The sequence below is a fragment of the Streptomyces curacoi genome (assembly GCF_001513975.1).
GTDB classification, from domain to species: Bacteria; Actinomycetota; Actinomycetes; order Streptomycetales; family Streptomycetaceae; genus Streptomyces; species Streptomyces curacoi.
Genome location: NZ_KQ947984.1, coordinates 1,245,760 through 1,266,825, shown reverse-complemented (window position 1 = coordinate 1,266,825; position 21,066 = coordinate 1,245,760). Strand labels below are relative to the sequence as shown.

Sequence of the window (21,066 nt, the reverse complement as noted above, 5' to 3'; positions counted from 1 at the left end):
CGGATGTGGAGGCGTTCGCGGGGGCCTGGCAGCGGGTGGTTGACGCGGTGCAGGCGTTGCGGGTCGGGGTGGTGTGGGAGGGCGTTGCGGAGCCGGTGCGGGTGGTGCATCGGTCGGTGACGTTGCCGGTGGAGGTGGTGGACTGGCGTGGGGCCGGGGCTGAGGATGTGGGTGCCCGGTGGGATGCGCTGGTGGTGGCGGACCGGGAGCGGGGGCTGGATCTGCGGCAGGTGCCGTTGGCGCGGCTGACGCTGGCCCGGGTCGGCGAGGAACGGGTTCGGGTGTTGTTCACGTTCCACCATGTGCTGTTGGACGGGTGGAGCCTGGCCCGGGTGCTGTCCCTCGTCCTCGACCACCACACCGCCCAGGACGGTGAACGGCTCCCCGTCCTCACCGGCGGCCGGCTGGCCGACCAGGCACGCTGGCTCCAGCGGCAGGACGTCCCCGCCGCCGAGGAGTACTGGCGAACGGCGCTGGCCGACTTCGACGAGCCGGTGCCGCTGCCCGTGGACCGCCCCGTCGAGCACTCCCGCCACACGCGTTCCTCCGAGCGGGTCGAGGTGGAGCTCACCCCCGAACTGTCCGCCGAACTCCAGTCGTTCGCGCGGCGGCACCGGCTGACGGTGAACGCGGTCGTGCAGGGCGTGTGGGCGCTGATGCTGGCCGGACGCAGCGGACGGCAGGACGTGGTGTTCGGCGCCACGACATCCGGCCGGCCCACGGACCTGCCGGGCGCCGAGGACATGATCGGCCTGTTCATCAACTCCCTGCCGGTACGCGTCCGCCTCGACCCCCGCCGCGGCGTGGTGGAGTGGCTGCGGGCCCTGCAGGAGGACCAGGTCCAGGCCCGCCGCTACGACTACCTGCCCCTGACCCGTATCCAGGCACTGAGCGAACTCGACCCCGACCAGCGCCTCTTCGACAGCCTGGTCGTCTTCGCCAACTACCCCGTCGACGCCGACGCGGCAGCCGACCGCGGCCTTACGGTCAGCGGTGTCACGGCGGTCGAGGCCACCAACTACCCGCTCAACCTGGCCGCCTACACCGGAGACAGCCTCACCCTGACGCTGCTCTACGACCCGGAGGTCTTCGACGAGGACACGGTGCGGGCGCTGCGCGACGACCTGCTCCTGCAGGCCGCCGCCGTCGCCCACGCCGACCCCGAGCACACCCTCGGCAACCTCACCCTGGTCGACCCCGACCAGCACCGCCGCCTCCTCGACGACTGGGGCCGCGGCGCCCTGGGTGACGCCGGCACGACCCTCACGGCCGTGTTCGCCGAACAGGTCGCCCGGGTACCCGCGCGCACCGCGCTCGCCGTCGACGGCCGGGAGATCAGCTACGCCGAACTCGACGCGCGGGCCAACCGCCTGGCCCACCGGCTCGTCGACGCGGGCGTACGCCCCGACACCCGCGTGGGCGTCTGCCTCGGGCGCCGGGCCGAGCTGTTCGTGACCCTGCTGGCCGTGCTCAAGGCGGGGGGCGGCTATGTGCCGCTCGACCCCTCCTACCCGGCCGACCGTCTGGCGTTCATGGTCACGGACTCGGGGGCGGACCTCGTGGTCACCGACCGCGAGTGCGCGACGGCGCTGCCGCCGACCGACGCGACGCTGCTGCTCCTCGACGACCCCGCCGAGGCCGCCGACATCGCCTCCCGGCCGGTGTCCGCGCCCGAGGTGACAGTCCACCCGGACAACCTGGCCCATGTCATCTACACCTCCGGCTCCACCGGCCGCCCCAAGGGAGCCGTCCTCCCGCACCGAGGCGTGCTGCGCGTGGCCCGCGACCCGAAGCTCGCCCTGACCGAACAGGACGTCGTCGGCCAGCTCGCCACCGTCTCCTTCGACGCCGGAACGCTGGAGATCTGGAGCGCCTGGCTCAACGGCGCGGCCCTGGCGGTCAGCCCCTCCCGCACCATGTCCGCCGTCGAACTCGGCAAGTTCCTGCAGGGTGCCGAGGTCTCCGCGGTCTGGATCACGGCCGGGCTGTTCCACGAGATCGTCGACACCGACGTACAGGTGCTGGCCGGACTGCGGCTGGTGATGTCCGGCGGTGACACCCTCTCCCCGGCCCACTGCCGCAAGGTGGTCTCCGAACTGCCGGGCGTGCGCATGATCAACGGGTACGGGCCCACCGAAGGCACCGTCTTCACCACCTTGTTCGTGGTGAACGGCAACTACGGCGGGACCGGCCCGATGCCGATCGGCACGCCCATCGCCGGCACGCGGCTGCGGGTGCTCGACCACGCGCTGCGCCCGGTGCCGACCGGCGTGCCCGGCGAACTGTACGTCTGCGGCGACGGTCTCGGACGCGGCTATGTGAACCGGCCCGGCATCACCGCGGAACGGTTCGTGGCCGACCCGTACGGCGCACCCGGCGAGCGGATGTACCGCACCGGAGACCTCGTGCGCTGGCTGCCCGACGGCAACCTGGACTTCGTCTCCCGCACCGACTTCCAGGTGAAGATCCGCGGACTGCGCGTCGAACTGGGCGAGATCGAGGCGGCCCTCGCCGCCCACCCGGAGGTGGCCCAGGCGCTGGTGCTGGCCCGCGAGGACCAGCCCGGCAGCAAGCGGCTGGTCGCCTACGTCGTACCGGACGCCGTGGACCGGGAGCTGTCCCCGCAGGAGCTGAAGGAGGCCGTCGGCCGCTCGCTGCCGGCCTACATGGTGCCGTCTGCCGTGGTCGTCCTGCCCGCCTTCCCGCTCAACCCCAACGGCAAGGTCGACCGCCGGGCGCTGCCCTCCCCGGAGGAAGCCCAGGGCGAGCGGCCGCAGACGGTGGCCCCCCGCACCCCGGCCGAGGAACTGCTCGCCGGCATCTGGGGCGAAGTGCTGGGCGTGGAGCGGTTCGGCGTCGAGGACAACTTCTTCGACCTCGGCGGCGACTCGATCCGCAGCATCCAGGTCATCTCGCGCATCCGTGAGCTGTTCGTCATCGACCTGCCCGCCCGGGCACTGTTCGACAACCCCACCGTCGCCGACCTGGCGACCGCCATCGAGGCACAGGTGATCGCCGAGGCCGAGGGCTTCGCCCCGCCCGCCGGTCCCGGCGAGGGCACCGGACCGACCGGCTGACCCCGCGGCACACCTCGTCACCGCCTGCCGGGCGACACCCGGCAGGCCCCCCAACGCACTTCGCAACCCCCGTGGAGGAGACACCCATGGACGCGGCGGCATCCCGCGAGAGCTGGATCGAGTCCCTGCCCGAGCATGTGCGGGACAGCCTGCGCGCACGCCTCGCAGGCGGCACCGCACAGGCGGCCGGCGGCCGGATCGAACCGGTGGAGCGGACCGGCAGACCGCCCCTGTCGTACGCGCAGCAACGCCTGTGGTTCCTCGACGAGTTCGACCCCGGCAGCGCCGAGTACAACTCCTGCCTCTCGCTGCGCCTCACCGGCGCCCTCGACGTCGCCGCCCTCGCGGCGGCGCTGTCCGCCCTGGTCGCCCGGCACGAGTCGCTGCGCACCACCTTCGACGCCGTCGACGGGGAGGGGTTCCAGGTCATCGGGCAGCCGTTCACCGTGCCGGTGCCCGTGACCGCGATCCCCGGGCCCGCCGACGAGGAACGGGACACCGTCCTGGCCAACCTGCTGCGGGCCGAGGCCGCACGCCCCTTCGACCTGCGCCGCGGCCCCCTGCTGCGGGCCCTGCTGGTCCGGCTGGCCGCCCAGGAGCACGTCCTGGCGATCACGATGCACCACATCATCACGGACGGCTGGTCCATGGGCGTCCTCGGCCGCGAACTCGCCGGACTCTACGACCGGTCCACCACGACCGGCACCTACGACCCCGGCCTGCTGCTCGCCGACAGCGCGCTGCCGCCCCTGCCCGTGCAGTACGCCGACTTCGCCGCCTGGCAGCGCGCCACCCTCACCGGGCCCGCCCTGGAGCGCCGGCTGTCGTACTGGACGTCGAAGCTCGACGGCATCGTGCCGCTGGAACTGCCGACGGACCGCCCCCGGCCCGCGGTGCGCACCTCCGCGGGCGCCCAGCACCGCTTCACCCTGCCCGCCGACACCGCCCGCCGGCTCGCGGAGGTGGCCCGCGCCCACGGCGCCACGCTGTTCATGGCGGTCACCGCGCTCAGCCAACTGGCGCTCTCCCGCTGGTCCGGGCAGCACGACATCGCCGTCGGCACCACGGTGTCCGGACGCGACCGGGCCGAGACGGAGGGGCTGATCGGCTTCTTCGTCAACACCCTCGTGCTGCGCGCCGAGGTCGACGAGACGCTCTCCTTCGGGGCGTTCCTGGATTCGGTGCGCGAGACGGTGCTGGAGGCGTTCGCGCACGCCGACGTGCCGTTCGAGCGCGTGGTGGACGCCGTGGTCACCGAACGGGACCTGAGCCGGCCTCCCCTGGCGCAGGCCATGGTGTCCCTGCAGAACGCCCCCGCCGAACCGATGGCCCTGCACGGCCTGCTGTCGGAGGAGTACATCTTCGAACGCGACCAGGCGCTGTGCGACATCGACATCGACTTCTGGGAGCGGGACGGCGCCCTGCTGGGAGCCGTCCAGTACAACTCCGACCTGTTCGACGCGGCCACCGTCGAACGGCTCTGCCGTCATGTGCGGATCCTCGCCGAGCGCCTCACCCGGGAGCCCGAGCGCCCCATGGCCGGGGTGTCCATGCTCACCGACGAGGAACACGACCTGGCCGTGCGCGGCTGGAGCGGCGCCGCCCACCCGGCGCCGACGACCACCCTGCCCGAGGAGTTCGCCGCCCAGGCCGCCCGCACCCCCGACGAGGTGGCGCTCGTCTGCGGCACCACCTCCCTCACCTTCGCCGAGCTGGAGGAGCGCGCCAACCGGCTCGCCCACCACCTCGCCGCCCGCTCCATCGGCCCGGAGGACCTGGTCGCGCTCGCCCTGCCCCGCACCGAGCACATGGTCATCGGCATCCTCGCGGTCCTCAAGGCCGGCGCCGCCTACCTGCCGCTCGACCTCGATCTGCCCGCGGACCGCATCGCCTTCATGATCGAGGACGCGGCGCCCGCCCTGGCCCTGGTCCACCAGGACCTCACGGACGGCCGGGCGGACGCGCTCGCCCGGGTGCCGGTCCTCGACCTCGCCGCCGCGGACACCCGGGAACTCCTCGCCGCCTGCCCGGCCCACGCCCCCGCGGACGCCGACCGGGTGCGCCCGCTGCGTCCGGCCAACCCGGCGCACCTCATCTACACCTCCGGCTCCACCGGTCTGCCCAAGGGCGTGCTGACCGACCACGCCGGACTGTTCAACCTCTACCGCAACCACCTGACGGAGTTCATCCAGCCGGAGGTGCGGGCGGCCGGCGGACGCCGCTTCCGCGTCGCCCTCACCGCGGTCTTCTCCTTCGACACCTCCTGGGAGGGGCTGCTGTGGATGGTCGCCGGGCACGAACTCCACGTCCTGGACGACGAGATCCGCCGCGACCCCGAGGCGATCGTCGCCTATGTCGGCAAGGAACGCGTCGACCTGCTCGACCTCACCCCCACCTACGCCGAGCAGGTCGTCGCCGCCGGACTGCTCACCGGTGAGCACCGGCCGGCGGTGCTGATGCTCGGCGGCGAGGCCGTCGGCGAGACCCTGTGGCGCACCCTGCGCGAGGCCGGGGACACCACCACCGGATACAACTTCTACGGCCCCACCGAGGCCACCGTCGACACCCTGTGGTGCCGCCTCGACCTCAGCGACCGGCCCGTGGTCGGCCGGCCCGTGCACAACACCGGGGTGTACGTCCTGGACCGGCTGCTGCGGCCGGTGCCCGCCGGCGTCCCGGGCGAACTGCACCTGGCGGGACCGCAGTTGGCGCGCGGCTACCTCAACCGGGCCGCCCTGACCGCCGAGCGGTTCGTGGCCGACCCCTTCGGCCCGCCCGGCTCCCGCATGTACCGCACCGGCGACCTGGTACGCCGCAGCGCCGACGGGGTCGTCGAGTACCTGGGCCGCACCGACGACCAGGTCAAGATCCGCGGCTTCCGCATCGAACTCGGCGAGGTCGAGTCGGCGCTCGCCGCGCACCCGGACGTCGCCCAGGCCGTCGCGGTCGCCCGGGAGGGCCGCACCGGCGGCAAGCAGCTCGTCGGCTACGTCGTCCCACGGCCCGGCGCCACCGCGCCCGGCACCGCCGAACTGCGGGAACTGCTCGCCCGTAGCCTCCCGGACTTCATGGTGCCGACCGCCGTGGTGGCCCTGGACGAACTGTGCATGACCAGCAGCCGCAAGGTCGACCGCAAGGCCCTGCCCGCACCGGACCCCGCCGCCTTCGCCGCCGCCGCGACCCGCGTCCTGCCCCGCACCGCGGTCGAGGAGGTGCTGGCCGGCATCTGGACCCAGGTGCTCGGCCTCGACGGCGTCGGCGTCACCGACAACTTCTTCGAGCTGGGCGGCAACTCGATCCTGAGCATCCAGGTGATCTCCCGGGTGCGGAAGACCTTCGGCATCGAGCTGTCCGCGCGCGCCCTGTTCGACCGGCCCACCATCTCCGGCCTCGCCCAGCTGGTCGCCGAGGGCCGGGCCGCCGCGCACACCGGCCGTATCGTCCCGGCCGGCCGTGACCGACGGCTGCCGCTGTCCTTCGCCCAGGCCCGGCTGTGGTTCCTCGACGAGTTCGAGCCCGGCAACGCCGCCTACAACGCGGGCGGTGTGCTGCGCCTGACGGGCGAGCTCAACACCGGCGCGCTGTCGGCCGCGCTGTCCGCCCTGGTGCTGCGCCACGAAGTGCTGCGCACCACCTTCGACGTCATCGACGGCGAAGCCGTGCAGGTCGTCGGTGACCCGTACGAGGTGCGGCTGCGCGTCACCTTCGTGACCGGCGACGACGAGGCGCAGCGGGACGCGAAACTCGACGCGGTCCTGCGCGAGGAGATCGCCGTCCCCTTCGACCTGCGGCGCGGACCGCTGCTGCGCACCCTGCTGGTCCGGCTGGCACCCGACGAGCACGTCCTCGCCGTGACCCTGCACCACATCGTCACCGACGGCTGGTCGATGGGCGTGGCGGCCCGGGAACTCGGGGCGCTGTACGGCGCGGCCCGCGAGACCGGGGCACGCGACGCCCGCGAGGTGCTGGACCACGCGGGTCTGGAGCCGCTGCCGGTGCAGTACGCCGACTACGCGGTGTGGCAGCGCGAACGGCTCACCCAGTCCGAGCTCGAACGCCAGCTCGCGTTCTGGCGGGACCGCCTGGCCGGCGTGCCCCCCTTGGAGCTGCCCACCGACCGGCCCCGCCCCGCCGTGCGCGGCTACGCCGGCGCCCTGCACCCCTTCCGGCTGACGCCCGAGGCCACCGCGGCCCTGACCCGCGCCGCCCGCACGCACGGCGCGTCCCTGTTCATGGCGGTGACGGCGCTGAGCCGGCTGGTGCTCGCGCGCTGGTCCGGGCAGCGGGACATCGCGCTGGGCACCCTCAGCTCCGGACGCGACCGGGCCGAGACGGAGGGGCTGATCGGCTTCTTCGTCAACACGCTCGTCCTGCGCGGCGAGGTCGACGAGTCCGCCTCCTTCGGACAGTCGCTGCAGGCGGTGCGCGAGACGGTGCTGGAGGCGTTCGCGCACGCCGACGTGCCGTTCGAGCGGGTGGTGGACGCCGTGGTCACCGAACGGGACCTGAGCCGGCCGCCGCTCGTGCAGGCGCTGGTCGCCTTCCAGAACACCCCCGACGAGCCGATGGTCCTGCCCGGACTGCGGCTGTCCGAGCAGCCCCTGACCCGCGACTTCTCCCTCTTCGACGTCACCTTCAACTTCTGGGAGGAGGGAGACACCCTGTGCGGCTCGGTGGAGTACAGCACCGAGCTGTTCGACGAGAGCACCGTGCGCCGGCTGGTCGGCCATCTGTCCACGCTGGCGGACGCGCTCGACGGCGCCGCCGACGACGAGCCGCTGTCCCGGCTGCCCATGCTCACCCCGGCGGAGCGGGAGCGGGCCGAGCACGACCTGACCGGCCGGCGGCACCCGGTGGGCGCGGCCACGGCCGCCGAGCGCTTCGAGCGGCAGGCCGCCCGCACCCCGTCCGCGCCCGCCGTGGTCTGGGACGGCGGACAGCTCACCTACGCCGAACTCAACGAGCGCGCCAACCGGCTCGCCCGCCACCTGGTGTCGCTCGGCGTGGGCCCCGAGGACGTGGTGGCCGTCTGCCTGCCGCGGTCCGCCGACCTGCTGACCGCCCTGTACGCGGTGCACAAGGCCGGAGCGGCCTACCTGCCGATCGACCCGGCCTACCCGGCGGAACGCGTCGCCACGCTGCTGGCCGACGCCCGCCCGGTATGCCTGCTCACGCACGCGGACCTGCCCGGCCCGGCCGGGACGGCCGAGGTCCCGACCGTGCCGCTCGACGCACCCGAAACCCTCGGCCGGCTGGCCGCGCTGTCCGGCACCGACCTCGGCGACGAGGACCGGCGGGCACCGCTGCGCGGCCAGAACGCCGCGTACGTCATCTACACCTCCGGCTCCACCGGCCGCCCCAAGGGCGTCGTCGTCTCCCAGCGCAACCTCGCCCACTACGTGGAGTGGTGCGCGGGCAACTACCCCGGCCTCGCGGGCGGCGCGGTCCTGCACTCGTCCATCTCCTTCGACCTGACCGTCACCACCCTGTTCGCCCCGCTCGCCGTCGGCGGCACCCTCTACGTCGGCGCCCTGGACGAGACCGACCCGGCCCCGTGGGCCGGCCGGCCGGCCCCGACCTTCGTCAAGGCCACCCCGAGCCATCTCCCGCTGCTGGAGTCCCTCCCCGATGAGGTGCTCGCCGCGGGGGACCTGGTCGTCGGCGGCGAGCAGCTGCTGGGGGAGACGCTGGCCGCCTGGCGCTCCCGCCACCCCGAAGCCCGCGTGGTGAACGAGTACGGCCCCACCGAGGCGACCGTCGGCTGCGTGGTGCACACCGTGTCCCCCGCGGACCCCGACGCCCCGGGCGCCGTACCCATCGGCACCCCGTCGTGGAACATGCGGGCCCATGTCCTCGACCGGTACCTGCGTCCCGTCCCGGCCGGGGTGCCCGGCGAGCTCTACCTGTCCGGCGAGCAGCTCGCCCGCGGCTATCTGCGGCGCCCCGCGCTGACCGCGGACCGCTTCGTCGCCGACCCGTTCGGTGAGCCGGGCGCCCGCATGTACCGCACCGGCGACCTGGTACGCCGCCGGGCGGACGGGACGCTGGAGTACCTGGGCCGCACCGACGACCAGGTCAAGATCCGCGCCCACCGCATCGAACTCGGCGAGGTGGAGGCGGTCCTGGCCGGCTGCCCCGGCGTCGGCCAGGTGTGCGTGGTCGCCGCCGACGGCCCCTCGGGGCGCCGGCTGGTCGGCTACGCCGCGCCACGCCCCGACGGCCCCGGCTGTGACGCGGACGCGCTGCGCGCCCACGCCGGCCGGGTGCTGCCCGAGTACATGGTGCCGTCCGCCTTCGTCGTCCTGGAGGCGCTGCCGCTGACCGTCAACGGCAAGGTCGACCGTGCCGCGCTCCCGGACCCCGAGGCCGCCCGGACCCCGCAGATGTCCTGGGCGCGGCCCAGCACCGACACCGAGCGGGTCATCGCCGACGTCTTCGCCGAACTCCTGGGCCTGGAACAGGTCTCCGTCGACGACAACTTCTTCGAGCTGGGCGGTGACTCGATCCTGAGCATCCAGCTCATCGCCCGCTGCCGGCGCGCCGGGGTGACCCTCACCTCCAAGGACGTCTTCCGCGGCGGCTCGGTGCGGGCGCTGGCCGCCCTGGTCGACGGCGCCGCACAGACCGACGACGCGCCCCGCCCGAAGGAGAACGAGGCCGCCGACGGCGGCCCGGTGCCGCTGTCACCCGTCCAGCAGTGGTTCTTCGACTCCTACGGCGCCGCCTCCCACTACAACATGTCCGTCCGGCTCACCCTCGCCCCCGGCGCCGACCTCGACACCGTGACCGCCGCGGCCCAGGCCGTGCTGGCCCACCACACCAGCCTGCGGCTGCGGTTCGGCGGACAGGACGGGCAGCACCGGCAGAGCGTGGCGCCGGTGGGCGAGGCGGTCCGCGTGCACCGCGAGGACCTGCGTGCGGTGGACCCGGAGCAGTGGGAGGACACCGTCGCCGGGCAGGTGGTCCGGGCCCAGGAGTCCCTCGACCTGGAACGGGGCCCGGTCGCCCGCTGCGTCCTCCTCGACGGCGGGGAGCGAAATCCCTCCACGCTGCTGCTGGTGATGCACCACCTCGTCGTCGACGCGGTTTCGCTCCGCATTCTCGTGGACGATTTCGTCACCGCCTGCGAACAGCGCGCGGCAGGCCGGGAGATTCAACTGGAGCCGGTCGGGACCACGTTCCCGGAATGGGTCGCGGAATTGTCCTCGCGAGCCGCAACGGGGGCCTGGGAAGAGGAAATTCCGTATTGGCGGGAGACCGTCTCCCGTGAATTCCCGGAAATACCCCTGGATAGGACCGGAGAAAATCTGGTAGCGTCCGAGGCGGAATACACGGTGGAACTCGACGAGGCGGAGACGGAATCCGTTCTCCGTACCGTTCCGGGCCGCTACCGGGTCCGGACCGAGGAAATCCTCCTCACCGCGCTGGGCGCGGCGGTCCAGTCCTGGGCGGGCCCCGGCGGCGTCACCCTCGACCTGGAGGGCCACGGCCGTGACGAGGCCGTCGGCGAGACGGATCTGTCGCGCACCGTCGGCTGGTTCACCGTGCTCCACCCGCTGCATCTGACCGTCCCGGCGGAGGGTGACGCACGGAGCAGACTGCGCGCCGTGGCCCGCCAGGTGCGCGCGGTCCCCGGCCGCGGCCTCGGCTACGGCGTCCTGCGCCACCTGCGCGGCGTCCAGGAGCTGGCCCCCGCGAGCCCACCCCGGATCCTCTTCAACTACCTCGGCCGGTTCGACTCCGGCGACCGCACGCCGGGCGGCTCGCTCGTCCGGTCGGTCGCCGCGGCGGACCACCAGCACGGCGGCTCCCTGCCGCGCCCCCACCTGCTCGACGTCACGGCGGCCGTGGCGGACGGCCGGCTCCGCATCGCCGTGCGCTACTCACGCGACCTGCACGACGCGGAGACCATCGCCCGGTTCGCCACCCGCCTGACGGCGGAGCTGCGCGCGCTCACCGCCGGCCGGTGACAGCGCCCCGACTTTCCCCCCAACCGACGAACAGCCCTGAGGAGAGGCCCTCATGACGAACCCCTTCGAGAACGACGACGCCTCCTACCGCGTGCTGGTCAACGCCGAGGGCCAGCACTCCCTGTGGCCGGACTTCGCCGACGTGCCGGCCGGCTGGGAGGCCGTCTTCGGCCCGGCCCCGCGCCAGGAGTGCCTGGACTACGTCAACGAGCACTGGACGGACATGCGGCCCAAGAGCCTGATCGAGGCGATGGGTTCCTGACCGCGCCCCGGTCCGCGACCCCTGAGCCCGACCCTTCGAGACGAAAGGCAGGACGGCAATGAACGGGCCCGTGCCCGCGCCGCCCGCCGTGCTCGGTGACTGCCGAGGACGGCTGGACGGCACCTCCCTGACCGCGCTGGCGGTCTACGAACCCGACACCGGCGACCTGGACGCGGTGCGCTGGGCCACCGACCACCGGGCCCGGCTGATGGAGATCCTCGCCGTGCACGGCGCCGTGCTCGTCCGGCGCGCCGTGTACGACGCCGAGACGCTGAACGCGGTCGCCGCGGCCGTCGGCGGCGAACTGCTGACCTACACCGAGCGGTCCACCCCGCGCAGCCAGGTCAGCGGCAACGTCTACACCTCCACCGAGTACCCGGCGAACCAGACCATCGTCCAGCACAACGAGAGCGCCTACTCGGCCGGCTACCCGCTGTGGCTGTTCTTCGCCTCGACCGTGCCCGCCGAGACCGGCGGCGAGACCCCGCTGGCGGACAGCCGGTCGGTGGTGGACGAGCTCCCCGCCGACCTGGTGGCCCGCTTCCGGGACAAGGGCGTCCTCTACACCCGCGCCTACCGCGAGGGCATGGGCCTGACCTGGCAGGAGTCCTTCCAGACGGAGGACCGCCACCAGGTCGAGGAGTACTGCCGGGAACACGGCATCGAGTACACCTGGACCGACGACGGGCTGCGCACCCGGCACCGCAGGCCCGCCCTGGTCACCGACCCGGTCAGCGGCCGGGAGAGCTGGTTCAACCAGGCCCACCTCTTCCACACCTCGAACCTGCCGCCGGCCACCCGCGAGGCGCTCAGCGAGATGTTCGACGAGGAGGACATGCCGCGCTCCGCCTACTACGGCGACGGCACGCCCATCACCGACGAGGACATGGACCTGATCCGCGCCGCCCTGGAGAAGTGCGTCCACGCCTTCCCCTGGGAGCGGGGCGACCTGCTGATGGTCAACAACCTGCTCGTCTCGCACGGCCGCAGGCCCTACACCGGGCAGCGCCAGACCCTGGTGGCCATGGCCGGCAAGGGAGGTGACGACCGGTGACCGCCGAACACCGCGATCCGCCGGGCGAGCGCGACGCCGTCGCCCGGGTGCGCGAGTACTACCGGCTGGTGGACGCCTCCGACGTGCCCGGCCTGGTCAGCCTCTTCGCCGACGAGGCCGTCTACCGCCGCCCCGGCTACCCGCCGATCCGCGGCCACGCCGGGCTGGAGTCCTTCTACCGCGGCGAGCGTGTCATCGAACGCGGGCGGCACACCCTGGACACCGTGGTCGCCGACGGCCGCAAGGTCGCCGTCACCGGCGCGTTCGAGGGCGACCTCAAGGACGGCCGCCATGTCTCGCTGGAGTTCGCCGACGTGTTCGTGCTCGACACGGACCGGCGCTTCGTCCGCCGGGACACCTACTTCCACACCCCGCTGGTCTGACCCGCGCCGCGTCCCGCGGCGCCACGACCCGCCACCGAGGAGTCCGTTGTGAAACTCGTCAGGAATCCGGCGGCCCGGCCGCTGCCGGCCGACGAACGGGCCCGGCGCACCGCCGCGCCCGCCTTCGGCACGGTGCTGACCGAGCACATGGTGTCCGCCCGCCACGACACCACGCACGGCTGGCACGACGCGCGGCTGGAGCCGTACGCCCCCCTGTCGCTCGACCCCGCCACCGTCGGACTGCACTACGGGCAGGTGGTGTTCGAGGGGCTCAAGGCGTTCCGCACCGAAGACGGCTCGCTCGCCGTCTTCCGCCCCGAGGACCACGCCCGCCGGCTGCGGGAGTCCGCCCGTCGGCTGATGGTGCCCGAACTGCCCGAGGAGCTCTTCCTCGAAAGTGTCGACGCCCTGGTGGCCCAGGACCAGGCATGGCTGCCCGACGACCCCGACATGAGCCTGTACCTGCGCCCCGTGGTCTTCGCGAGCGAGGCGACACTGGCGCTGCGTCCGGCCCACGAGTACCGCTATCTGCTCCTGGCCTGCGTCACCGAGGGCTACTTCGGGCGGGCGCAGCGCCCGGTCCGGGTGTGGGTCACCGAGGAGTTCAGCCGCGCCGCACCCGGCGGCACCGGAGCGGCCAAGTGCGCCGGCAACTACGCGGCCGGACTGCTCGCCCAGGAGACCGCCCGCGCGCACGGCTGCGACCAGGTGGTCTGGCTGGACGCGGCCGAGCACCGCTGGGTCGAGGAAATGGGCGGCATGAACCTGTTCTTCGTGTTCGGCACGGGGGACGACGCCCGCCTGGTCACACCCCCGCTGGGCGGCACCATCCTGCCGGGCGTCACCCGCGACAGCATCCTGCGGCTCGCACCCGAACTCGGCCTGCCCGTCGCCGAGGCACCGGTGAGCCTGGAGGAGTGGCGCAAGGGATGTGAGGCCGGCGAGATCACCGAGGTCTTCGCCTGCGGAACGGCCGCCCGCGTCAGCCCGGTCAACGAGGTGTGCACCGCGGAGACGTCCTGGACCGTCGGCGAGGGCACCATGGGAGCGGTGACGGCACGGCTGTCGCGCGAACTGTTCGCCATCCAGCGCGGAGCCGTGCCCGACCGCCGGGGCTGGCTGCGTGCGGTGCCCGGCACCGTCCCCGCGCCGGCGGGTGCGGTGTGAGCGGCTCCGGGGTCTCCACCGGGCCCTCGCTGTCCGAACGGCTCCTCGGGCTGCTCGACGCCTCCGGCGTCGGCTACGCACTGCTGGCGCACGCGGCCGAGGGCCGTACGGACCGGGCGAGCGAGCTGCGCGGGCACGCCCTGTCGGCCGCGGCGAAGTCCATGGTCGTCACCGTGCCGGGCGGCGACCGCCCCGACCGGCACGTCCTCGCGGTCGTACCCGGGGACCGGCGCGTGGCCCTGTCCCGGGTGGCCCGGCTGTACGGAGGGCGCAAGGCGCGCTTCACCGATCGCGCCCTGGCCGAGGAACTGGCCGGCAGCGTCAGCGGAAGCATCATCCCGCTCGCCCTGCACGGGGACCTCGACGTGCTGGCCGACCCGGCCCTGCTGCGCGAACCCACCCTCTACTTCAACGCCGCCCGCCTCGACCTCTCCGTCGCCCTGCGCGCCGAGGACTACCGGGCGCTGGCGAACCCCACCGTCGCGTCGATCACCGAATAGCGGCTCACGCGGCACCGAGCGGTGCCGCACGACACCTGTCACACCACATCTGTCAGAAGAACCATCACCACACGAACGGCTCGTAGCGGAGGAATTCCTGTGCTCTCAAAGGTAGTGATCGTCGGCGGCGGAACATCCGGTTGGATGACGGCCGCGTATCTGCGGGCCGCTCTCGGCGACAGCATCGACGTCACACTCGTCGAGTCCCGGCGCATCAAGACCATCGGGGTCGGCGAGGCGACGTTCAGCACCGTGCGCCACTTCTTCGACTACCTCGGGCTGCCCGAGACGGAGTGGATGCCCAAGTGCAACGCCACCTACAAACTCGGCATCCGGTTCGAGAACTGGCGGCACAAGGGCCATTACTTCTACCACCCCTTCGAGCGGCTCCGGGTCGTCGACGGGTTCCCGCTCACCGACTGGTGGCTGCAGAAGAAGCCCAGCGACCGCTTCGACCAGGACGTCTTCCTGATGTCCGCCATCTGCGACGCCGAACGCTCCCCGCGTTACCTGGACGGCAGGCTGTTCGAGCAGGACTTCGTCGAGCAGCGGGAGGTGAGCGAGCTGGAGCGCACCACGCTCGCCGAGCAGAACACGCAGTTCCCCTACGCCTACCAGTTCGACGCCTCGCTGCTCGCCGACTTCCTCACCGAGTACGCCACCGAGCGCGGCGCCCGGCACATCGAGGACGACGTGCTGGAGGTCGTGCGCGACGAGCGCGGCTGGATCAGCCACCTGCGCACGCGTGAGCACGGCGACATCGCCGGCGACCTGTTCATCGACTGCACCGGCTTCCGCGGCATGCTGCTCAACCAGGCGCTGGAGGAGCCGTTCATCTCCTACCAGGACACCCTGCCCAACGACAGCGCCGTCGCCCTGCGCGTGCCGGTCGACATGGAGGTCAAGGGCCTGCGGCCGTGCACGACCGCCACCGCCCAGGAGGCCGGCTGGATCTGGACGATTCCGCTCTTCGGGCGCATCGGCACCGGCTATGTGTACGCCGGCGACTACATCACGCCCGACGAGGCCGAGCGCACGCTGCGTGAGTTCGTCGGCCCCGAGGCCGACGAGCTGGAGGCCAACCACATCCGCATGCGGGTCGGCCGCAGCCGCAACTCCTGGGTGAACAACTGCGTCGCCATCGGCCTGTCCAGCGGCTTCGTCGAGCCCCTGGAATCCACCGGCATCTTCTTCATCCAGCACGGCATCGAGGAACTCGTCAAGCACTTCCCCGACGCCACCTGGGACCCCCGGCTGCGCGACGCCTACAACCAGGCGGTGGCCAACGTCATGGACGGCGTACGGGAGTTCCTCGTCCTGCACTACCGGTGCGCCGCGCGCAGCGACAACGCCTACTGGCGCGACGCGAAGACCCGCGCGATCCCCGACGGCCTGGCCGCCCGCCTGGAGGCCTGGCAGGCCAAGCTCCCCACGCAGGAGACCGTCTTCCCGCACTACCACGGGTTCGAGTCGTACTCCTACCTGTCCATGCTGCTCGGCCTGGGCGGCCTCGACCTGAAGCCCGCCGGAGCCCTGGCACTGATGGACGACACGCGCGTGACCAAGGAGTTCCAGCTCATCAAGGACCAGGCACGCGAACTCGTACAGCGCCTGCCCAGCCAGTACGAGTATCTCGCCCAGATGCACTGACCGGCCTGCGCCGAGGACGCGGACGGGCACCGGCGGCGGACGCGTACGCGTGCACACCGCTCCGCCGCCACCGCCGCGTCCTCGCCCGCACGACCCGGTCGGACCACCCACCCACCAGCCGAACGGGGCACGCCCATGACCTCCCTGTCCTCCAGCGCCCGGCCCGGCACGCCGATGGCCTTCCGCTCCCTCATGGCCGGTTTCCCGACCGGCGTGACCGTGATCACCGCGCTGGACGAGCATGACCAGCCCTGGGGCATGACGTGTTCCGCGCTGTGCAGCGTCACCGTGGAGCCCCCCACCCTCGCCGTCGGAATGCGCGCCGAGAGCCCGACCCTGGCCGCCGCCCTGCAGCGCGGCCGGTTCACCGTCAACCTGCTCAACGCCGAGGGCCGCGGCAGCGCCGAGCTGTTCGCCTCCGGCGACCCCGACCGCTTCGACGCCGTCGACTGGTCCCTGCCCGAAGGCGCCGGCGGCCCTCATCTGACCCGGGCCGCGCACGCCGTCGCCGACTGCCACGTCGTGCACTCCGTACGGATCGGAGGGCAGCGCATGGTCTTCGGCGAGGTCTTCCGCATCACCGAACTGGCCGAACCGCGCCCTCTGCTGTACGGGCTGCGTACCTACGGTTCCTGGCCCGTCGACTGAGCGCCACGCCCCGCACCGCCGCGCGGGCGCCCTTGTCCACCCCTCCCACCCGTCTGGAGCGACATGACCGCAGCCACCGCGCCCTCCGGCAGCAGCCGGCCCGCCCACAGAACGGCGCGGCCCCGCCGGTATCTGATGTGCCGGCCCAGCACCTTCGAGGTCACCTACGCCATCAACCCCTGGATGGACCCCGCCAAACCGGTCGACACCGCCCTCGCGGTGGCCCAGTGGGAGCGGCTGCGCTCCCTCTACCGCGACCTCGGGCACACGGTGGAGCTGATCGACCCGCTGCCGGGGCTGCCCGACATGGTCTACGCGGCCAACGGCGCCACCGTCGTCGACGGCAAGGTGCTGGGCGCCCGCTTCCGCAACACCGAACGCGTGCCCGAAGGCCCCGCCTACCTCGCCTGGTTCCGGGCGAACGGCTACCTCGACTGCCACGACCCGCGGTACGTGAACGAGGGCGAGGGCGACTTCCTCGTCACCGACAGCTGGGTCCTCGCCGGGCACGGCTTCCGCAGTTCCCGCGACGCCCACACCGAGGCCCAGGAGTTCTTCGGCCGCCCGGTCGTCGGCCTGCAACTCGTCGACCCCGCCTACTACCACCTCGACACCGCGCTGGCGGTGCTCGACGGCGACGAGGTCATGTACAACCCGGCCGCGTTCTCGCCGGGCAGCCGGGAGGTGCTGCGGCGGATGTTCCCCGACGCCGTGCTCGCCTCCGCGGCCGACGCCGCGGTCTTCGGACTGAACGCGGTGAGCGACGGACGCCACGTCGTGCTGCCCGAGTCCGCCACCGGGCTGATGCACCAGCTGCGCGAGCGAGGGTTCGAGCCCATAGGCGTCGACCTGTCCGAACTGCTCAAGGGCGGCGGCAGCGTGAAGTGCTGCACCCTCGAACTGCGCGACTGACGGCCGAACCGGCCCCTGATCCGGAAGCGCCGTGCGGCTCCCCTCTCCTACCGCACGGCGCTTTCTGTTCCCCATGAGAGATCAACGGAAAGGTGGCACAGCGCACATGGACACCAGCGAACCAGGAAGAGACCGGGGAGCGCAGCGCTCCAGCCTGATGCCGGTCGCCAAGTACCTGCCCTACCAGCCCATCCAGCTCGCCGACCGGACCTGGCCGGACCGGGTGGCGCAGAAGGCGCCGCTGTGGTGCAGCGTGGACCTGCGCGACGGCAACCAGGCGCTCATCGACCCCATGGACGTCGACCGCAAACGCAGGATGTTCGACCTCCTCGTGTCGATGGGGTTCAAGGAGATCGAGGTGGGCTATCCCACGGCGTCGCGCGACGACCACGACTTCGTCCGCCATCTCATCGAGTGCGACGCCATTGCCGACGACGTCGTCATCCAGGTGATGGCACCCATCCGCCAGGACTTCATCGAACGCACCGTGCACTGTCTGCGCGGCGCGCGCCGGGCGGTCCTGCAGGTGTTCAACCCCACCTCCGAGGTGCAGCGCCGACTGGTGCTGCGGGCCGACCGCGAGGAGGTGCGCGCCCTCGCCCTCGACGGTGCCGAGCAGGCCCTGCGGCTGCAGGACTCCCTGCCCGGCACCGAGTTGTACCTCCAGTACGCCCCCGAGTCCTACACCCAGACCGAACCCGACTACGCCCTGGACCTGTGCAACGCCGTCCTGGACTTCTGGGCGCCCCGGGCCCGGTCCACCCTGCGGATCAACCTGCCCGCCACGGTCGAGGTCTTCCCGCCCCAGGAGTTCGCCGACCGCATCGAGTACATGCACCGCAACCTCGCCCACCGCGAGCGCGTCCTGCTCTCCGTCCACCCGCACAACGACCGCGGCAGCGGGGTCGCGGCGGCGGAGCTGGCGGTCCTTGCCGGCGCCGACCGGGTGGAGGGCACCCTCTTCGGCAACGGCGAACGCACCGGCAACGTCTGCCTGATCACGCTCGCCATGAACCTCCTCACCCAGGGCATCGACCCGATGCTCGACCTCCGGGAGGTCGACCGGGTGCGCCGCATCGCCGAGGACTGCACCCAGATGCCGGTTCCCCCGCGCCACCCCTGGGCCGGCGACTTCGTGTACACGTCCTTCGCCGGGACCCACCAGGACGCCATCAGCAAGGGGCTGCGGGCCCGACAGGAGGCCGGTGACGACCACACCGCGGTCTGGGAGGTGCCGTATCTGCCGGTCGACCCGCGGGACATCGGGCGCGACTACCAGGCCCTCATCCGCATCAACACCCAGTCCGGCAAGGGCGGCATCGCGCATCTGCTGCGCCGCGAGCGCGGCCTGGACCTGCCGCGGCGCCTGCAGATCGACTTCGCCGCCGTGATGCAGCGCGTGTGCGAGCAGGCCGGCGGCGAGGTGTCGGCCCATGAACTGTGGCTGACCTTCGAGGAGACGTACGTCCTGCCCGGCCTGGTGGCGGACCGGGGCGGGACCGCGGTCCTCGCCGCCCGCCGGGTGGACGACGCGCCCGGCGACTGGGCCGACTGGGCCCGCGCCGCCCTCGCCGGTGCCCAGGTGGAGGGCGCCGTACGGGACTTCGTGGTGGCCCCCGCGGGCCGCGGCGGCGAGCAGTTCGCCGCCTACTGCGAGCTCACCGCCGGCGACCGGGCCGTCTGGGGTGTCGGCCTCGACGAGAGCCCTGCCGACGCGGCCCGCCGGGCCCTGTGGGCCGCCGTCCAGCGGGCCGCCCGCTCCGGCCGTCGTGCGGCACCTGTCGGCCGGGTGCCCCGGCCGGCCGCCGTTCCGGCCGGGAACTGATCCCGGGCAGGAGCATCCTTCGCCTGGTCCCGCCGCGGAGTTCCGGCCGAGTCGCAGTCGGCCGGAACCCCGCGGCGGAGTCTTTCCGGCACGGGGTGCCGGTTCGTGCGCGTGCCGTCGCGCTGCTGTGCCGCCCGGCCGCGATGCGGCTGTCGTGCCGGTCCGTCGGCAGTCGCCGGTGCGGCGTGTCGGTCGACGCCTGCGCCGCCGAGTTGTCCTGCCCCCTGGCCGCGATGTGGTGCTCGCGCCGGTCTGCCGGCCCTCACCGGTACGGCGCTCCTGTTCCTGCCCGCGCCGCCGCGCTTGCTCGCCGCCTCGCCGCAATGCCGTCGTCACGCGTCCCGGAGCCCTTCACCCGTACAGCGCGTACGCCGCGAACCCGGCGGACAGCACGCCCATGACGGTGCGCGAGGCGCGTGCCATGCCCGTCCACGGCCGCTCGAAGCGACGGGTCACGACCGTGATCAGGAACAGCACCACCGCGAACACCGGCAGCCACAGCAGCCGGGCCGCGATCCACCCCACCGTGTCCGGCGGGCTGATCAGCCCCGGGACGGCACCGGCCCGTGAGGCCGGCAGGGCGACCGCGAGCATCGCCGACTGGTGCCAGCACAGCACCGTCATGGCACAGAGGTTCACCACCGCCGTCACCGTCCACAGCCCGGGCCGGGCCAGCGCCCGCGCCAGCCGCGCGCGGACCAGGACCGCCGCGCCGCACTGGGCGGCGGCCAGCGCCGGCACCAGCAGCGAGGGCGGATGGGAGTTGGTGCGCTCCTGGCCGGGCACCCCGACCATGCTGGCCGGGTAGCCGAACACCGTCAGCAGCGCGGCGAACACCGCGCACCCGCCCACCAGCAGCACGACCGCCCGGCGCCGGTCCAGCTTCCCCTCGGCCCAGGCGACGCCCAGCTGATAGGGGAACAGCCAGCCCGGCAGCACGGTGAGCAGACCGAGCCAGCCCGGCAGCGCCGCGGACCAGGGGCCGTAGCGCAGGAGGTCCACGACCGCCACCGCCGCGAACAGCACGGCCGCCGACCACAGCCCGCACCGCCGCACCACGCGCAGACACAGCGGGGTCAGGGCCGTGAGCACGACGTACACCCCGACGAACCACAGCGGCTGGACCACCAGTGTCACGGCGCTGCGCAGCGTGTCCGGGGGGAACCCGGCCGCGCGCAGCGCCAGCAGCAGCACGGCCCAGACCGCGGTGACCGCCACCACCGGCCGGCCCAGCCGGGCCATCCGGCGGCCCAGCCAGGCCCGGTCGCTCAGGCCGCGCTCCCGGGCCCGGTGCAGCGACAGCACGGTGGCATGACCGCCGACCAGGAAGAAGATGCCGAGCATCTGCAGGACCCAGCTCACGGGCGCGAGGCCGCCGAACGCCGCGAGCGGGCTGGCATTGTGCAGCGAACCGTCCGCGTCCAGGGTGAACCCGCCGAGCAGCCAGTGGCCGAGCGGCACCGCGAGCAGTGCCAACGCGCGTAATCCGTCGAGGGCGCGGTCGCGGCGGGCGGGGGTGCGTTCCTCCACGGAGCGCACCGTGCGGCGCAGCACGCCGCGCGGCGCGGTGAACAGAGCACTGGTCATGGATGACGTCCTTGGGTGAGGCGGCGGCCCC

12 protein-coding genes are annotated in these 21,066 nt (G+C 73.0%); 11 read left to right on the top strand and 1 reads right to left on the bottom strand.

Annotated features, from left to right (window positions below; all coding sequences use genetic code 11):
- From AQI70_RS05505 to AQI70_RS05455, 11 genes are all read left to right on the top strand, one after another.
- Nucleotides 1–3,077, top strand: a 3,077-nt coding sequence (locus AQI70_RS05505) for a non-ribosomal peptide synthetase (protein WP_159042613.1), incomplete at its 5' end; no start/stop codon positions are given.
- An 86-nt stretch (nt 3,078–3,163) separates the two neighbouring features.
- Entirely contained in the window at nt 3,164–11,047 is a 7,884-nt protein-coding gene (locus tag AQI70_RS05500; RefSeq protein WP_062144837.1) for a non-ribosomal peptide synthetase, read from the top strand.
- 52 nt (nt 11,048–11,099) lie between these two features.
- A complete protein-coding gene (locus tag AQI70_RS05495; RefSeq protein ID WP_004001182.1) occupies nt 11,100–11,309 on the top strand; it encodes an MbtH family protein in 210 nt (69 codons plus the stop codon).
- Nucleotides 11,310–11,379: 70 nt separating this feature from the next.
- On the top strand, nt 11,380–12,363 hold the full coding sequence (locus AQI70_RS05490) for a TauD/TfdA family dioxygenase (protein ID WP_244181452.1): 984 nt from the start codon (nt 11,380–11,382) through the stop codon (nt 12,361–12,363).
- Nucleotides 12,360–12,746, top strand: coding sequence for a nuclear transport factor 2 family protein (locus AQI70_RS05485; RefSeq protein WP_004001184.1), 387 nt, complete (start codon nt 12,360–12,362; stop codon nt 12,744–12,746). Before AQI70_RS05490 ends, AQI70_RS05485 begins: the two co-directional genes overlap by 4 nt.
- Nucleotides 12,747–12,794: 48 nt before the next feature.
- Nucleotides 12,795–13,913, top strand: coding sequence for a branched-chain amino acid aminotransferase (locus tag AQI70_RS05480; protein WP_062144831.1), 1,119 nt, complete (start codon nt 12,795–12,797; stop codon nt 13,911–13,913).
- Complete coding sequence (locus AQI70_RS05475) at nt 13,910–14,413, top strand: YbaK/EbsC family protein (RefSeq protein ID WP_004001186.1); 504 nt, start codon at nt 13,910–13,912, stop codon at nt 14,411–14,413. The genes AQI70_RS05480 and AQI70_RS05475 overlap by 4 nt, the downstream gene beginning before the upstream one ends.
- A gap of 99 nt (nt 14,414–14,512) precedes the next feature.
- Nucleotides 14,513–16,063: a tryptophan halogenase family protein gene (locus AQI70_RS05470; RefSeq protein ID WP_167358879.1), complete on the top strand. Its 1,551-nt coding sequence runs from the start codon at nt 14,513–14,515 to the stop codon at nt 16,061–16,063.
- Nucleotides 16,064–16,198: 135 nt separating this feature from the next.
- On the top strand, nt 16,199–16,711 hold the full coding sequence (locus AQI70_RS05465) for a flavin reductase family protein (RefSeq protein WP_079051146.1): 513 nt from the start codon (nt 16,199–16,201) through the stop codon (nt 16,709–16,711).
- A 63-nt stretch (nt 16,712–16,774) separates the two neighbouring features.
- On the top strand, nt 16,775–17,623 hold the full coding sequence (gene ddaH, locus AQI70_RS05460) for a dimethylargininase (protein WP_062144825.1): 849 nt from the start codon (nt 16,775–16,777) through the stop codon (nt 17,621–17,623).
- Between the two features lie 106 nt (nt 17,624–17,729).
- Nucleotides 17,730–19,448 carry a 2-isopropylmalate synthase gene (locus tag AQI70_RS05455; protein ID WP_244181451.1) on the top strand — a complete coding sequence of 573 codons (1,719 nt, stop codon included), beginning with the start codon at nt 17,730–17,732 and terminating at the stop codon, nt 19,446–19,448.
- A gap of 351 nt (nt 19,449–19,799) precedes the next feature.
- Here the strand turns inward: AQI70_RS05455 and AQI70_RS05450 are convergent, their stop codons facing one another.
- Entirely contained in the window at nt 19,800–21,035 is a 1,236-nt protein-coding gene (locus tag AQI70_RS05450) for an acyltransferase family protein (protein WP_062144819.1), read from the bottom strand.
- Nucleotides 21,036–21,066: the final 31 nt, after the last annotated feature.

Coding starts and splice junctions, on each gene's coding strand:
- AQI70_RS05500 (WP_062144837.1), top strand. CDS start 3,164: ATGGACGCGGCGGCATCCCGCGAGAGCTGGATCGAGTCCCTGCCCGAG.
- AQI70_RS05495 (WP_004001182.1), top strand. CDS start 11,100: ATGACGAACCCCTTCGAGAACGACGACGCCTCCTACCGCGTGCTGGTC.
- AQI70_RS05465 (WP_079051146.1), top strand. CDS start 16,199: ATGACCTCCCTGTCCTCCAGCGCCCGGCCCGGCACGCCGATGGCCTTC.
- ddaH (WP_062144825.1), top strand. CDS start 16,775: ATGACCGCAGCCACCGCGCCCTCCGGCAGCAGCCGGCCCGCCCACAGA.
- AQI70_RS05455 (WP_244181451.1), top strand. CDS start 17,730: ATGGACACCAGCGAACCAGGAAGAGACCGGGGAGCGCAGCGCTCCAGC.
- AQI70_RS05450 (WP_062144819.1), bottom strand. CDS start 21,035: ATGACCAGTGCTCTGTTCACCGCGCCGCGCGGCGTGCTGCGCCGCACG.